Source organism: Synechococcus sp. MIT S9507, from assembly GCF_047304715.1.
GTDB lineage: Bacteria > Cyanobacteriota > Cyanobacteriia > PCC-6307 > Cyanobiaceae > Synechococcus_C.
Map to the genome: position 1 here is coordinate 2,041,083 of NZ_CP138970.1, position 14,648 is coordinate 2,055,730.

Annotated in this window: 18 protein-coding genes; 5 read left to right on the forward strand and 13 right to left on the reverse strand. The window is 45.0% G+C overall.

Features of this window, described 5'->3' with window-relative positions:
- Positions 1 to 310: 310 nt before the first annotated feature.
- Positions 311 to 541, reverse strand: a complete 231-nt coding sequence (locus SIB83_RS10675) for a hypothetical protein (RefSeq protein WP_413406307.1) — start codon at positions 539 to 541, stop codon at positions 311 to 313.
- Positions 542 to 1,445: 904 nt separating this feature from the next.
- Between SIB83_RS10675 and SIB83_RS10680 the strand changes: the two genes are divergently transcribed.
- Entirely contained in the window at positions 1,446 to 1,691 is a 246-nt protein-coding gene (locus SIB83_RS10680; protein ID WP_413405728.1) for a hypothetical protein, read from the forward strand.
- Between the two features lie 21 nt (positions 1,692 to 1,712).
- On the opposite strand, the gene SIB83_RS10685 is transcribed toward SIB83_RS10680, so the two are convergent.
- Positions 1,713 to 1,949, reverse strand: coding sequence for a hypothetical protein (locus tag SIB83_RS10685; protein ID WP_413405730.1), 237 nt, complete (start codon positions 1,947 to 1,949; stop codon positions 1,713 to 1,715).
- A gap of 154 nt (positions 1,950 to 2,103) precedes the next feature.
- On the opposite strand from SIB83_RS10685, the gene SIB83_RS10690 reads away from it, so the two are divergent.
- On the forward strand, positions 2,104 to 2,283 hold the full coding sequence (locus SIB83_RS10690; RefSeq protein ID WP_413745792.1) for a hypothetical protein: 180 nt from the start codon (positions 2,104 to 2,106) through the stop codon (positions 2,281 to 2,283).
- Between the two features lie 39 nt (positions 2,284 to 2,322).
- Here the strand turns inward: SIB83_RS10690 and SIB83_RS10695 are convergent, their stop codons facing one another.
- The 4 genes from SIB83_RS10695 to SIB83_RS10710 all read right to left on the reverse strand — a co-directional run bounded on the left by SIB83_RS10695 (position 2,323) and on the right by SIB83_RS10710 (position 4,262).
- Positions 2,323 to 2,631 (reverse strand): phosphoribosyltransferase family protein, encoded by a 309-nt coding sequence (locus SIB83_RS10695; RefSeq protein ID WP_413747360.1) that lies wholly within the window; start codon positions 2,629 to 2,631, stop codon positions 2,323 to 2,325.
- 24 nt (positions 2,632 to 2,655) lie between these two features.
- On the reverse strand, positions 2,656 to 2,961 hold the full coding sequence (locus SIB83_RS10700) for a hypothetical protein (protein WP_413745793.1): 306 nt from the start codon (positions 2,959 to 2,961) through the stop codon (positions 2,656 to 2,658).
- A gap of 320 nt (positions 2,962 to 3,281) precedes the next feature.
- Positions 3,282 to 3,605 (reverse strand): DUF3104 domain-containing protein, encoded by a 324-nt coding sequence (locus tag SIB83_RS10705; protein ID WP_413405736.1) that lies wholly within the window; start codon positions 3,603 to 3,605, stop codon positions 3,282 to 3,284.
- Between the two features lie 510 nt (positions 3,606 to 4,115).
- Positions 4,116 to 4,262, reverse strand: a complete 147-nt coding sequence (locus SIB83_RS10710; protein WP_413405738.1) for a hypothetical protein — start codon at positions 4,260 to 4,262, stop codon at positions 4,116 to 4,118.
- A gap of 1,239 nt (positions 4,263 to 5,501) precedes the next feature.
- Here SIB83_RS10710 and SIB83_RS10715 point away from each other — a divergent pair.
- Positions 5,502 to 5,645, forward strand: a complete 144-nt coding sequence (locus tag SIB83_RS10715) for a helix-turn-helix transcriptional regulator (RefSeq protein WP_413747361.1) — start codon at positions 5,502 to 5,504, stop codon at positions 5,643 to 5,645.
- A 325-nt stretch (positions 5,646 to 5,970) separates the two neighbouring features.
- Here SIB83_RS10715 and SIB83_RS10720 read toward each other — a convergent pair whose 3' ends face one another.
- Both SIB83_RS10720 and SIB83_RS10725 read right to left on the reverse strand, forming a co-directional pair.
- Positions 5,971 to 6,219 carry a DUF1330 domain-containing protein gene (locus SIB83_RS10720; RefSeq protein ID WP_413745794.1) on the reverse strand — a complete coding sequence of 83 codons (249 nt, stop codon included), beginning with the start codon at positions 6,217 to 6,219 and terminating at the stop codon, positions 5,971 to 5,973.
- Positions 6,220 to 7,565: 1,346 nt separating this feature from the next.
- Entirely contained in the window at positions 7,566 to 8,144 is a 579-nt protein-coding gene (locus tag SIB83_RS10725) for a glutathione S-transferase family protein (RefSeq protein ID WP_413405745.1), read from the reverse strand.
- Positions 8,145 to 8,416: 272 nt separating this feature from the next.
- On the opposite strand from SIB83_RS10725, the gene SIB83_RS10730 reads away from it, so the two are divergent.
- Complete coding sequence (locus SIB83_RS10730) at positions 8,417 to 8,752, forward strand: hypothetical protein (protein WP_413745795.1); 336 nt, start codon at positions 8,417 to 8,419, stop codon at positions 8,750 to 8,752.
- 563 nt (positions 8,753 to 9,315) lie between these two features.
- Here the strand turns inward: SIB83_RS10730 and SIB83_RS10735 are convergent.
- From SIB83_RS10735 to SIB83_RS10755, 5 genes are all read right to left on the reverse strand, one after another.
- Positions 9,316 to 9,873: a hypothetical protein gene (locus tag SIB83_RS10735; RefSeq protein ID WP_413745796.1), complete on the reverse strand. Its 558-nt coding sequence runs from the start codon at positions 9,871 to 9,873 to the stop codon at positions 9,316 to 9,318.
- Between the two features lie 772 nt (positions 9,874 to 10,645).
- The gene (gene mscL / locus SIB83_RS10740) at positions 10,646 to 11,035 is read right to left on the reverse strand and encodes a large conductance mechanosensitive channel protein MscL (protein WP_413745797.1); all 390 of its coding nucleotides are present in this window, start codon (positions 11,033 to 11,035) and stop codon (positions 10,646 to 10,648) included.
- Between the two features lie 169 nt (positions 11,036 to 11,204).
- Positions 11,205 to 11,615, reverse strand: a complete 411-nt coding sequence (locus tag SIB83_RS10745; protein ID WP_413745798.1) for a hypothetical protein — start codon at positions 11,613 to 11,615, stop codon at positions 11,205 to 11,207.
- Between the two features lie 20 nt (positions 11,616 to 11,635).
- Positions 11,636 to 11,833 (reverse strand): hypothetical protein, encoded by a 198-nt coding sequence (locus SIB83_RS10750; protein WP_413405756.1) that lies wholly within the window; start codon positions 11,831 to 11,833, stop codon positions 11,636 to 11,638.
- A gap of 1,079 nt (positions 11,834 to 12,912) precedes the next feature.
- On the reverse strand, positions 12,913 to 13,371 hold the full coding sequence (locus SIB83_RS10755; protein WP_413745799.1) for a hypothetical protein: 459 nt from the start codon (positions 13,369 to 13,371) through the stop codon (positions 12,913 to 12,915).
- A gap of 341 nt (positions 13,372 to 13,712) precedes the next feature.
- On the opposite strand from SIB83_RS10755, the gene SIB83_RS10760 reads away from it, so the two are divergent.
- Entirely contained in the window at positions 13,713 to 13,868 is a 156-nt protein-coding gene (locus tag SIB83_RS10760) for a hypothetical protein (RefSeq protein ID WP_413405762.1), read from the forward strand.
- The last annotated feature ends 780 nt before the right edge of the window (positions 13,869 to 14,648 follow it).

Consider the following 14,648-nt stretch of genomic DNA (forward strand, 5'->3'; position numbering starts at 1 on the left):
ATTGCAATTCGTATCTATTTTGATTTCCCGCTTTTGATTATTCCTGATTGCTTCAAACTCGTATAAATCATCATCGATATCTTTGTCGATGATATTGAATCATTGCCCAATTAGTTTTTGCTCGCACTCTGAAATTGGGCGGGGTTTTGCGCTGGCGCATAGCCCCGCCATAGAGAACATCCCAGCTGCCAACAGCAGAATGGCTTCTGGGAGACGTTTTATTGCTACATCGTTGCTGTTAATGGATCTCTAGCAATGGTCTCTTGATTGTGCCGATGCGGTGTCTGCAGGATCGATATTGGATCGCAGCTCATTTTTTTCTGCAATAGCCAGCGCCAACATTCATCCACCCTTCTTTACAGGCTTTTCCGTTAGTGGGTTCAACCTCATAGTAAATCGGTGAAACACAAGTCGTGCCAAGTGTATTGACGTATCCGAGAGGGCACTGGTCGTGTCCCTGGGCTTTTGGGATTTTTTTCTGAGCAAGTGCTGCGGCAGGTGCCACGAGAAGAGCAAGCAGAAGCAGTAGTGATGATCGCATTTGAGCTTCGGGTAATCCCTGGAGCGTGACTGAAGACAGGCTCACCTTAACCGCCAACAATCCAGAGACATCCAGTCCTGTGACAAGTTCTCTGGTTGGGCGACATCAACTTTCAGCCAGAATGCACTGTGGATCGATTGTGCAGGTTCATTGGCTTGCTGACGAGTGTTCTTTGTCTATACAGCGAATAGGCTGAACCAGTCCTTGTATTGCCGAATTAGTCCTGTGGTTTTCTGGAACAAGGCCTCTGTTCTGTGTGTTGTTATTGCCCTGATGAGGTGGTGTGGTTACTGTTGATTCAGTGTAATGTTGCGTCATTTAATCGCGTCGAACATGATTGGAATTGTGATCGGAAATCTCGAACTGGATGTGCTTACGTCCACTGTTTTTGCAATTGCTGCAATTTTTTTTCTTGGAAGTTTTATCTTCGTTTCTAGAACAAATGATATGATCGGTGCTTTAAAATCATTATTGCCTCAAAGAAAGAGTAGAAAGCCTCTTCCAGGGCCTGACGAACCTCTTTGATTGCATGATGATCTAGCTATAAGCTGTTTGCATCACATCACTGTTTTATTGCCCGGTTTTCCCTGGTTTTTGCTGATTGATTGTTTTTAGCTGTTGCCTTCTTGGGCGCTGAACTCCTCGATATCTCTATGGGTTGTTTGTCAACTTTGAGAGGAAAAATTCAGGTGTTTAAGCTGCGATCAGCTCAAGCCAAAGCAGGCCACTGAGAGAAAACGCTGCGATGGCGAGTGAAAGCCAGTGGTTTTTCAGAACGCGTTCCATTGATGTTTGACTTCAGCACTAAAACGCGTTGCTGCTCAGAAAGCAAGTTGTTCAATCCAGCTCAATCAAGCCTGGAAATGGCTGAATTGGTCAGAATGGCCTTTGATGGTCAAGTTGAATGACGCAAGAGATTCCACTCCAGGAACAGGCGAGAAAGTGGTTTCGCAGCCACCTGCTTGGGCGCGAGGTTGAACTTCAGGAGCTTTATGAGTTGCCACAGATTGAACTTGACCTGCTGATGGCTGAAACCGCTGAGATTCGTTCAGACATTGAAAACCGTGCTCGCAGCCATGGCCGCTGGTGTACGGCTGGATACATGCTTCAGCTGGCACGGATTATTGACGCCAGGAGGGCTGAAGCTTGATCAGGGTTAGTTGTTCTGGATTCACTGCGAACTGCGATCCATCACTTTGTTGAGCACAGCTGTCTTGATGCGAGCGCGGTCACGTTCCACGTAGATCGAGGCCCAGTGCTCTTGCTTGTTTTTCTCTTGTATGGCCTTGATCAGATCGCTGAGCTTGTCAACCATCTCATCCACACAGGATTCCGGGCTATCGCCAAAGCTGTCGTGCTCGCTGAGCAACCTGTCGAGCTTTTTGATGAGTCGCGTGGCTCGTGTCATGAATCCGATCAGAAGTGCTCCTGATCATGCCTGCTGGCGATCCAGAGGAGCTCACTTGATCTCAGTTCGCTGATTGTTTGCGACGTGAGTGGCGAATCAGCAGTGTCGTTGTTGATCAGTTAGAAGGAAACTGCTTGATACCCTCGATCCATCCATGGCCAACACCTTGCCCCAGTCCTCCGGATTCGATCCACTCGCCATGGTTGATATGTGGCAAGACATGCGTGCTCTGGTTGAGCAATGGGAATTAAAATATAATTCGACTCCTTCAGATGCCGCTATCGCATTTCAGGAATTCTCATCGGCTCTTGTCGACCAAGGAACGATGAAATGAAGGCTGCATTGAAGACTTTTGGGCTTTTAACTCAAAGACTCAGTTTTGTGCAACGTATTCAGCTCCATGCGCATATTGAATATTAATCGGTTTGTCTGATTGACAGAGAGGACAGTTTTGTCCGGGCCATGCTGGCAAGTGAATTTCGTCGAGAAAAATAAAGTTCTTCACCCCAAGCTCACTTGCACCAACATTTCCACCGTTCACATAAGCGTCGATCCCGATTGGCTTTCCACCGGCTTTTGCAATCGCCTCGTATGTTAAGCGCACCGAAAATCCTGTATTAATAACGTCGTCGACAATTAAAACAGATTTATTTTTTACAATTTCGTCGTAAGCTCTTTTGATCTCAAAGCTCGTGGTGTGGCCTTTCTAATTCACGACTCGTTCGCTGAAAACGCAGCGACTGCCAAGTGCCAAAGCTGTGTATTGGGCGCAAATCACTCCGCCTATGGCTGATCCACAGACCATCTCAGATTTTAATCCATTGTTCTGGATTTCTTTTCCTAGTAATTGGCCATGTTGATAGGCCAATTCAGGTCTGAGATTAATGAGATCTTTCGCTATCCATCCGGAGCCATGGTCTCCCGACGCGTACACAAAATGATCGTTTTCGATCAGTGTGCCACTGGATTCAAGGATTCTTCTTGTTGCTTGTTGTGTCGGTGGGCCAGCCATCGTTAGGGCAGATGAGCATGTCTCAAGGGTGGCCATTTTTTCAGGATCCAACCATTCAGTCCTTCTGATCTTGTTCGTACGCTTATCTGGCTTCAGCGAGAGGTCAGGATCCTGGTTTGTCGATGGTCAGATTGGTTTCGGTTGATAGCAGACCAAGCCCCCCTGCGACAATGAGTATGTGATCTCAGGCACATGTTCTATGCGATACACATACTGAAGTCAGGAGAGGCGTCGAGCACTTCTCCTTTGGTGATAGGTAGACGGAGGCCGCGAAGGCCTCCTTTTTTTGTCCGGCAGCGGCGGTTCGCTCTCGACGTTGACTAATCCTCAAACCCATCCCAACCTTCCTGGCCAATCCCATCCAGTCCATGCAGTACATGGGTCACCTGGGTGGGGTGGACCCAGCGAATAGCGCCGTCGTCGACGTCAGCCACCTGAAACAGTGAGTTCATCCGGGAATGTTGTGCCCATCCCTCACAGAAGATCACCTGTCCAAGCCACCAGTTTTTTTCGATATCAACCCTTTCACTGGCCGGAGTCAACTCCTTGACGATGACAAACTGACCAGGTCGGATGGACAGGAAAGCAGAGGCTGCATCAATGACATTCGAGCTGGGTGGGCCCAGGGGAGGATAAGTCGGCATTGAAGTACGTTTATTCTTTCTCGGGTCTAACCCCCTTTGGTCCCGCAAGAAAAGAGTAAAGACACGCACTCCCAAGGAATCGGTTTTGGTGATTCCCAGTCGATCTGAAGTCTCGTCGTCGACTGAGTGGTCTCGTCAGCCATTGTTCTCTGCCCTGGGATCGCCTAGTCCGGAGCTGCCACTGTCGGGCAGCTCCGGAGTCGCAGTTAGACGACCAATCGAACCTGTCAACGATTGGACCTCCACGCTGACTCACCTTTGCTCAGCTCCCTGCTTCACATGCTTCACGAAGACAGATGAAATGAATCCAGATCACTGAAGTTGTGTAGCTGGGGAAACCGCCAAATCAATTCTCAGGGTCTTGCTGGTTCTTGTCGGTCAAAGCCAGGGCCAAGCCATGGGACGTTTGTGTTGCCTTTTTTGGTTCCGGTTCTGCGAGGTCGTCTCAAAGTGCTGCATTGAACCAGCCGGATCCTTCGCGAAGCAGAGCAGGAACTTCCGGCTCTTTTCTCAGGCAGCTTTGTTGGGGCCTTCTGAAAGCTTGCGATGAGCCTTATCCGCTTTGCGAATGATTTTTTGAGCCTGTTCCCTCGTGAGGCACTCCTCGGCTTTGAGTTTGAGCTTGACCAGCTTGCGGTGTTGTTTGTCTGGATTCATCGATTCACCCCGTTGTCAGGACCTCTGTCCCTCTTCATTGAGAGCTCTAAGCAAGGTTAAAGCGTGGTTAAGCAGTTTCAGACTACAAGCTGTCACTGTGTCAGCGGACTCTGCCCGGCGCTGCCTGATCACTCTGTAAGCGGAGCAGCAGCTGCTCGCAAATGGATGTCATCACCGTCATTTCTGCTGGCAAAGCTCTGAACGGCCCAAGCTTGGTCGCCATCGACCATGTGTTGGGTGTTGATCTGCTGTGGTGTCTATGCGTGGACCATGCTCTGGCTTTCGTCAAAGCGACGATCGACCGATACCGAGACAGATGGTCAATGGGCTGCTGCCAAGCGACAAGACTTGGTCTCATTCAGTGATCGATTCATGTTTTGATCAAAGTTCATCGGACTATGGATCCGATCGGCAGCATCAACTGTCGAGCTGCTCGTTTGCAAAGACCTTGCAATTCATGGTCGTGCTCTGACCTCTCATCGTTGATTACGTTGTGGCGTACGACCTGAGTATTGACTAAGCAATGGGAAGCTGCTAATACCACGGCCTCCGTAGCTTTTGAGTTCACCAGATGTAGCCTTCATGGGTTCTTAATCGTTCGCAGAAGTTCGCGGCAAGAGGCTTTAACATTTGCTGATTATTTCCCCATGACAGTTAATTTGTCTTGGGCAGATCACCTCTGTCTTGGTGAGTGCCATGTTCATACATTTGTGTACATGGAGCTGCGTCGTGTTGTCTCTTCGGTGGTTGCATTCGTTTGTAATTCGCAGATCGAATTATCGAGTGAGCACTAATCTTTAAAGGCTGCAATGATGGCAATTGTAAATGCTTGCCGAAGCAATCGTCACAGCAAGAGCTTTATAAGCGGCCAATATTCATCTAGAAGTAAAAAGGATTCATGGAACTTGCTAACCAAGATCTTTCTGCATATCTGATGATTGGATCACTGGCGGTTTTAGTCTTTGGGGCTCTCCTCTACGGGATTTACGCCGCTTTTGGGGCCGGGTCCCTGCAGTTGACAGATCAGATTGAGGAGCATTCCAGGCTACATAAGCTTGGCATTGCGCATTCTCATCAAGGAAACGGCCGTGCTGTCGCTCGAGGCAGTCACTCGCATTCGAGCCAAGACACAGTTCATTCCTGATTCTTGCTGCTTTTGCCTGTCCTCATCAAAGACTATTCATCTTGACCAATGACGCAGGAGCACCTCGGTTTCTCAGGCTTTCACAGGTCATTGAGATGACCGGTGTTGGAAAAACATTTATTTATACACACATGGAAAAAGGTAGTTTTCCAAAGCAGATACAAATTAGTTCGCGCACAGTGGTTTGGCTGGAAAAAGATATTATTGAGTGGATGAATACGAAGATAAGTCGAGGGTAGTCGCAACGAATTTTTTCTATTCTGAGTGCACTTGCATTTAAAAAATAAGGTTTATTTTTGTAGCTTTTATTAGCCCTAAGCTTGAATAAGCGATCTCATTTCTTGTTGACGGACCTGCATTCGTCTAATCCGGCACTGCAGAGGATGACAGTGCCGGTTGTGCCCTAGACGACCAATCGCATCCTGTCGAGACCGCGATTAGATTTTTAAATTGGCATACAGTTTTCGATATGTCTGCATCAGTTGTGTCCGCCAGTTGGCTGAAATGAAGCGGGTCAATTCGTGATCGCTCTCTTTCGTTCGTAGTCAAGCGCCATCCATAAAATTAATGGGCAAGTTTGTCGCCTTCCTCCAGAATGCTTAAGCAGGCTTCGCTGTTTGGAGATCGGAGATGAATCATCTCCTGATATTCAGGTGCTTCATAAGCTGCTTTGGCTGCTTCAAGAGATGGAAATTCAATCAGAACAGTGAGATGGCCCGGGTCACCTTCCCTGATATCGGTATGGGCATCTCTGATGAACATTTTTGCGCCACACTTCTGAAGATAGGCTTCAGCAGCGGCTGCATAACTCATGAAGCCCTTGGGATCATTGATGGTGCCTGTTGCCAGCCAGTAGCCTTTCGCCATTGATGCATGCTTCGAGTGTGTTGATTCTGGCGATGACTTCCGCTGAATGCCATTCAGGTTGATTCTGTAAGCCTGTCACCTGTCCAAACCCTCTCAGTCTGTGAATAAGCAATGTTGTTGAGTGGCTTTTCAGCACTGTGGTCTTTCCTTGGTTTTCCTCCAAGGGTCGCTTTTGGGTTATCTCTCGACGTCTGACAGGCAGAACGAGAGAAGCAGCAGCAGCGCTACAGCAATCAGCATTAGCCGTCTGAATTCATTTCATCATCTCTGAACCGGAAATACACTGTGAGTAAAAAACCCCAGAACAAGGCCAGAAACGCAATCATCGTCAGAGCGGTGGTGCATTCACCCGTGATTGAACATCATTATGTACGGCAATGAGTATTTATACTGTGTTCCGCGCGACGTTGTGCTCCGGGATTGTCCAGCAGGATGCTTGCTGACTTCATAGCTGTTCTGTGTTCCTTTTCAGGGAGCTGGTGCTTCTTGAGAGACAATATCGATGTAACTATTGAAGTCATTGCATGCAAATATGAGCCCCCATTTGTCTGGCCAAGCTCAAGGAAATTTGCGAACTGATCCAATGGAATCGATCAAAACTTTTATCGTTACCATCAGTTTATTTTTTTATAATCTCAAATGTACTTTGTCTGATCTCTTGGCAGACCATTGAATTGTTAACAACATCATGTTAGTACTCTTATTTTTGACAACCCTTTCGCTCTGAATTAAGGTTTTTTGGGCGAAATGACCAAAGGCTCCGTTGTTCTGTTTTCAATGATGATGGTGTGGTTCTGACGAGTCGCGATTTTTTCCAGAGGCTCGTGGATCACTAATCCTGCTCCGAAGATACAAAGTCCAGTGAAGGCAATAGAAACAGGAAGCACCCAAGTTGCGGGCGATTTTGGATGAGATCGATCCATTAGTTATCCCAAGACACACCCATATTCAAACCTCCGAGCTTGATGTTGAAAATGAAAAATGGTGCTTTCTCATGTAGCAGGCCCTTCAAGGCGCTGGTCCTTGTTCCTGTTGATTGATCAATGATTCTATCGAGCTGCAATGTTGCTCACAATCTAGATCGAGCGAACCGACAACAAGACCAATTGTTTTCTCTGCTCTTCATGAATTGACCGATCTCCTATGGTTTTGCCTCTGGGAATACGCTGCAGTTTGAATGATTTCAAGATTTTAAAACGCTGGTCAATATATTGAAATCTTTAAAGCCAGGAGAGTTTGTCCATAGGGTAAAATAACCTGATTTGTTTCGTTTAAAATGTTGAAATAGCTAATCAAATCCCCATTACTTTTCTGTACAAAGGCCTGTTGCTGGTTTTCTCAATCAGTGCAGTAATCTGAGGATATTCGTTGAGGTCTTCGTTGGGAAAAAACATTTTGATGTAGGCAAGATAAGCTGTCACTGCGCAATCAGCAGCACCCCAAGCATCGCCAACAAGGAAGCCATTTGACAATTGCGTGTTGAGTTGTTTTAGTAACCTGGGGAGAATTTTTGCTTTCTGGTCTGGCACAAAAATTGCAAATGCCAGAGTCGAATTGGCGAAATGAGTCCACTGGCTGATCAGTGCTTTCTCATAGGAAGTTGTCGCTTCTCCACCATGATGTTCGGCAAGGTGAAGCAGAATTGCACCCGACTCAAATAAGGTAAGAGGATCGCCTTGTGAATCAGTGATGGATGAATCACGCATTGCTGGAAGTTTTCCAAACGGGTTGATCGATAGGAAATCAGACTGCATGTTCTGACCTGTACTCAGGTCAATGTTCAAAAGTTCATAAGCAATTTTTTTCTCTTCCATGTACCAACGAGGGATTGATGCTCGTGTATGTGGGCCTCCGTAAATCGTGATTGTCATGGTTGTAGGGCTTTTAATGCCTAGAGTTTAGGATGGCAGATGAGAGCTTGAAAAATCTCAACTCAATGAGTCTGTTTGATGCACCGGCTACTCATGGGAGTTGATGATTCCTGCAGGCATGCCTGATCAGAACTTTCACATGATGGAAGCAGTTCAATTTTAAGATCAATTGATGGCTCGCTTCAAATCACATGAGTCATGCATTGAGGCTTTGTCTGTCAGTCGCTAGTTGTCGAGAGTGATACGAGCCATGCAATGAGCATTAGTCAGCAATGCCAAGTCAAAAAGTATGGAAAAGTGCTTGTGAATCTGCTCTTTGGAGCAATAAAATTAATGATCGCATTGAGTGGGAATATTATAGAAAGCAACATTCTGGTGGTGAAGTGAAAGTTGTCAAGGCAGGTGAATGTAATTTGGTTGAATTTTTCAGGAATTGGTCGCCAAGTGATATTTCAGACCTGGGACTGATCAGATTGAGTGATTTAATCATCAAGTCATTGAGTGATCAACAAATGTATGAATTCAATGTCACAGTTAACCGGGATTTATTGCACAAAGCCAAAGGCCGTATTGCCCGTCGCTTTGAGCCGCGTAACTACGATGAATGACTAAAAATTAGGGTGCTGGATCCTGGGGTTCAGCCGAACCAGTGAACGTTGATTGTTTGTAGTTGCTTTATATCTGCTGTAGTCCCAGCTTGCAGTAAGAGGAACCTGTTCTTTCACCTTTGATTTCGTTAAACTAAAAGCCTTATTACTTATCTTTTGTGTTTGCTGCATCAGAGTCTATGTTGGAATGAGTCGCAATTAAGTGATGTTAATGACCAATGACAAAAATGTTATTCCATAGCCTGATAATTCTTAATAAAGGGACCTTTTGTTTGTCAATTAGATTGTATTGAACAGGATGAATTCTTTGCATCGTTTTTTATAGGCTTTTACTGGCTTTTCAGTCGCTGATGTCATTGTTGGAACATGAACCACAGCGTCCCGAGAGGTTGCAAAGTCAAGGTCAAGGGAAGCCCAGTGAAAGTCAAGGGGCGTTATGGTGATTTGTTCAGTTGTTGATTATGCCCACCGTTATTTTGATTTGACCGGAGTGTAGATTTGTTTGGAGCTGAAGATTTTTGCTTATTTAGGAGGGTGTTGATTGAATAACTTTCAGTTGAAGCCTATGGCTGTGAATCAGTATTCGTTTCTGTGATCTGATATCCAAAAATATTGAGCATCTGATTTCGTAATGTCGCTGCAGTTGTCAATGCTGATAGCAGGCGCTTCTCCTGCGCTGGTCGTTTTTGTATGACATATTCGATATCTTGCATCACCATGTGAATCATGTTCATAGCGAGTATGCATTGAGCATCTTCGCAGTGGTTTTGTTTTGTGTCTGTGTACAGAGCGACCACTTCTTTGATGTAATCAATAAAAACAACTTTCGATGAATCTTCGGCAAATACGGTTTTAGTTTTCCAGCCTAAGCTCTCAACGAGATGACAGCAGCTATTGAGAGCAGAACGTGTTTGGTCATTATCCTGTATCTGTGTCTTGATGAAAAAATAAATGTTTGAGATGCAATACTGGATTCCATAAATAAAACTGTCTTTATGTTCCAAGTCGTTTTGTATTCTGGCCCAGACAATTCGTGCGATTCGGTCGTCAGGAGTCATTATTGCTAGCTGTTTTAATTCAATTGATCGATTTGCCAGCTCTTCGTTTAAGTTATTTTCCATGAGGTCCCAGTCTTGTTGACGAGTTTTCAGTATTGTTGTTTTTTGCCTGAAGCCTATCAAACGGATTGTGGTTTCGCGTATGTTTCGTCTTCGACTGCTGTTCTGTTTTTAAATTCTTTGTTGGCCTCTGTCAGATAGAAAAACCACCGAATGATTGAATCGTTAAAAGTTATCAGCGATTGAAGCTGCTCGATTGAATTTGGACTTGTATATTTAAAATCCATAAATATTTTGTCTGCAATTTTTTGTTGCATTTTGCAGAGTGTACTGATCGAAATCACTCGCATCCAAAAAACAAAAGTTAATGCCTTTATGAAGTATTGTAAATAAGTAGATGTACTCCCTTGTGTGCTTGGCTTTGTTGGGACCTGTTGTTCAGTTAACGATTCGCGACTCCGTCGGCGGTAAAGCTGACAGCCCAGCACGTCATGATTAATTAATAGATAGATGCAGGCTACGTTCGATGGATTTCAGTCATTTATCAGGTCTTGTCTTGGTGGTTGTTGGTGCGGTTCTCTTTGTGACCACAGTCCAGCTCTATAGCTTCTGGGCCAGTGAGGCTGTGCTCGCTGCAGCTGCAAGGAAGTTTGATGAGACAGTCGAAAGCTTCAAGCGTTCAGTACCTTATCTCTTTGTACGGCGTCGTAAGGCTGCATAACAGATACCGCTCTTAACGATGCCTCGTGGCTGAACTGTTGTATTGAGGCCAATACTTTTGCTTATCAGTTCAGCAACAGAAGTCTTTCTTGAGTAACTGACACCAATAAAATCATCAACTCTTCGTTGAGCGCTCCTCCACAACTTCTGTCAGGCGCGTGATCGCAGACGCAAGTACAACCTGAGGGTCAGGTGTTTTGGATTCTGCCACTTGTTCTTTACGCTTCATTTTTTCAACGGCTCTTACAACAATAAAACAGACAAAAGCAATTACAATGAAATTTATAGTTGATATAATGATATCACCGCCTGGCAACTGAGCCACCGACTTTACATTGGCCGCTTCCAAGGACGGTTCCAGTATGTTAGTCATTATTAATTGAACTGTTGAGTTCACAACTTTCCCAAATGCACCTGCGATGATGACAGCAACTGCCAGGTCAACGACATTTCCTTTATTGATAAAAGCTTTGAAATCTGATAAAAACGTGACTGCTCTGCTCATTCCGATTTGATAATCTTCTTTTTCTTAGCTACGGATTTCATCTTCTATCATTCTTGTTATTAAATTTTTATGAGTGCCATTGAGCCCGCTTGGCTATATTAAACTTTCCATTTCAGGTATCATCAATTTGAATTGAATTATTTCAATTTCGTCGAGGCGTTGGTTCGCTTTAACGAGTTGATAATATTTTTTCAGACCATGCAGGCAGATTTCCTGTAAGGCATATTTCCAGGTCAGCTTTAATATTATCTCCTTTAGAGATAATAAACCATTTTTCTTTTGCGTTTACAGGATCATCTTCTAGATACAGGTCTGTCGGGGCGCGGCTCTTGCATCGACCAGTCATCAGTACTGTTTTATCTGCTGTTTCAGTATCTTGAACAAGTAAAATCCTTTCTGCGTTCAGGCCATAAAATTCGTCAGTGACGACATTGTATTGCTGAACAATGGCGTTGGCTGATCGTGGAGACGTTACTACCAAGATGAGCGCCATCACGAACTTAAGGATGTCTTGGTGAATTGAATTGTTTATTTTTCTTCCCAGCTTGATTGGTCTTTTCTCAGGGGGTGTTTTTTGCATGTTTCAACGAAACCTATTGTTCATTTTTTGGCATAGATTTGTTCCAGAAATAGTGCTGTCTCTTCAATTTCCAGCATTAAATCGTCCATTGACATGATCAATGTCCATGCAGCGATTGCTGCATCCTGATCGGTTTTGTATATTGCCATGAGTCTTCTTCTCCATCTTTCTGGTTGCGAATCGTAGTTTGTTTTAAAATCGTTGAAACTTGGTCTCATGGTAATCATCCGTATTCGTAGTGTTTAGCTGCCATTATGCCAAGGCTGCCATTATGGCAAGGCTGTCGAAGATCGGCTTAGTACTTGTTCCTGTAACATTTTGACCTTGATTGCGATTGCTGTAGGCGACCGTTTAATTCCTAGCTTATTCTCTGAAATTATCATGTTGATTTTATTGTCATTTGCGCTCAATAGAGTGAGTTTTATGCTGTACATTTTTACTTGAATAGATATGCCTGAATAGTGATCACTATGCTTTAATTGCTTTGTTGAAGGTTGGTTTGTGTTGTGATATTCAATGACTGTGTAACCAGCAGGATTTCGTTGATAGGTGTCTCAGGTTTGACAAGACTGAATGATCCAGTGGATTTGATGTTCCTCAGCGCTTTCTCTGCGCGCAAGAATCAACATTGGAACTGTCGTCATGCCCTGATTAATCCGATCACGATAGAGACCTACCAGTTGTCTGTAGCGGTTTGCTGACCATCCATAGTGGTTCCTATCTCGGCTTGCCCAGTATGCATGAAGGGCTCGTTGGCAATCTTCCATGCCAAATTCCTGCCAACAACTCTGTTCAGCAAGCAGTGGATCAATTCCTTCTGCTCTGAGTTTTCTGTAGTGGAATAGCTCAGGCGCCTCATCGCGTCCATCCGGTGGGAGTTGTCGTATCAGCTGGCTGAGGCGAATCCTGTCAAGGCGTAGCCAGCAGCGATCTCTCAGAAGCACTGGCAGATCCCAGGACCACCCCCCTGCATTGCGTACATCCAACAGAACATCACGCAATCCGAGTTGTTGAGTTCTGGTGAGCCCTTCCAAAGGTTGTTGGTTAACGATTCCCATCTACTCCACCTTCATCTGGATTCTTACGATGATGTCTGCCCTGGCCTGTTCATTGTGGCCCAGGTCGCACTATCGGTCGCATCATTCGATTCGGGATTGGAGTACCGATCGAGTGAGATTTTCATGATTGGTGTCATCCAGGCTTTGATTGGCTGGTTTATTCACTTTTGATACATGAATGTCTTTTGAATCAATCATCTTTTCTGCGCTGATGCCACCTAGCGAGATCGGCTTGGAGATTATCTGGTTTGCCAGATCTCTGAGCCTGGGTCCCATACCGGCTTTGAATAAGAGCCCCGCAGCTCTTTTTGCGGATCAGCGATGCCAAGGCTTTGATGGCACTGCTCTGCAATTTTGATGGATTCCTGGTGATACTCTTTCCAGGCCACGAGTTTTTGACCGTCCCAGATGGGGGGTAGCCCTGTTGCATCGAACAGATGGTTGAATTCGTCATAATGCGCTTGAAGGTTTTCCGCATTTAAAGTAGTTTTTGAACTAATAGATTGTTGTGAGCTTTTGAAAGGCGCTATTTCCATGCAGCTTTCAAAAGCGGCTGTTAATGTCGTTTGTTCGTTCCACTTTTGATGGCCAAGCTGGACCATCAGGCAGAACATAGCGAAAACAACTATTCCCGCTACGCTGAAGATTGCACGAGCTGCATGGTCTTTTTGCATCATTTCACTTTGGTCCTTGATCAAGTGTCTGAATTTTTTTCTTTATTGTTCAGATGGTTATTGGCTCATTAAATCATGTTTCCGTCGTATTCTTTTTGATCTTTGCAGGCGTTCTGTAAAGTAAACACCTTTTATTTCGTTCTTTTGCTACTCAATTGTTGTTTTTATTGTATTCTGCATTTGTGCGCTGTCAATTGTTGTCAGTGCTTCCACCTGTCAATTTTCCAACCTTGCAACACTGATATCATATGCATTGAATGATTTTGCAGGTTTGAGATAAATATGGTGTATGCTATATTTCCGTTGGTTTTATCTCATCTTCAGTGTTGTATTGACTACAGTATTACCATCAATCATGAGACACAATGCTGACCAACGAGGAAAGAGCCGCATTGCTTGCTGTTGAAAAGGGTATTTTCCCAGATGATCCAGACCTTGGTCGTGTTGATACGAGAAAAGCCTCTATTTCTGGTCAGGCATGGGTAAAGATGCGTCGCGCGCAGATTATGCAGGAAAGTTGATCTTTGCAGATCTTGTCATCATCACTTCGCCAATGAAGACTTGTAATGGTCTTCTGGATCCGTTTTTACGATTATTTTCGTGATTGAGTAGCTAACTCCTTCACTATTCAAAGAGGAGATTTTGGTTGGACTTATCAGTCTTTTTATGCGGTTTTTCTTATTATAGATTTTATTCTGCTTTTGCAACTTGTGTGCTCTTCCCCATCTGCCTGGCCTCTCAGCGTTTGGGGTATGAGCTTGTTGTGTTGAAGCTATCAGGACCCGTTTGTTTCCTTTGAGTCTGTGCGTGCATCCTGCTTCTCTTCTCATGCCGTGATTTCAGTCGATCCGAAGGCTTTTCGTAACACTCCAGCCATCGATCTGAGAAGACTTGATGGATTTGAGGACATCCTCCATTTTCGTGAGTAACTTTTGAGAGAGGACCGAACGAAGATCATGGCATTTGAAGCGAAGGACAAGACAGAGAGGTTCATGGATGCGGCTAAAGAGCGTGCCAGGGCTGCAATGCACGAGACGTCGCCGAAACTCACATCGCTAGAAAAGGGAATGCTCAAGGCACTGAAAAGTCGCCAGAGGCCCGTCAAGCATGAGCAAAAGACCACTGCCCGAGGTTGATGTGCACACAAACTTTCCTATTGGTTTGATTCACTGAGCTTTGCTCATGGTTTTCCCTGCTCAGATGGTTGCGGATCCCCATGCATTTTCGTGAGAAGACCAATTAATATGATTCCTACTGTCGTGTTGCAGTGGATAGTCTCTTTAGAGGTAGTTGGTAGTGTT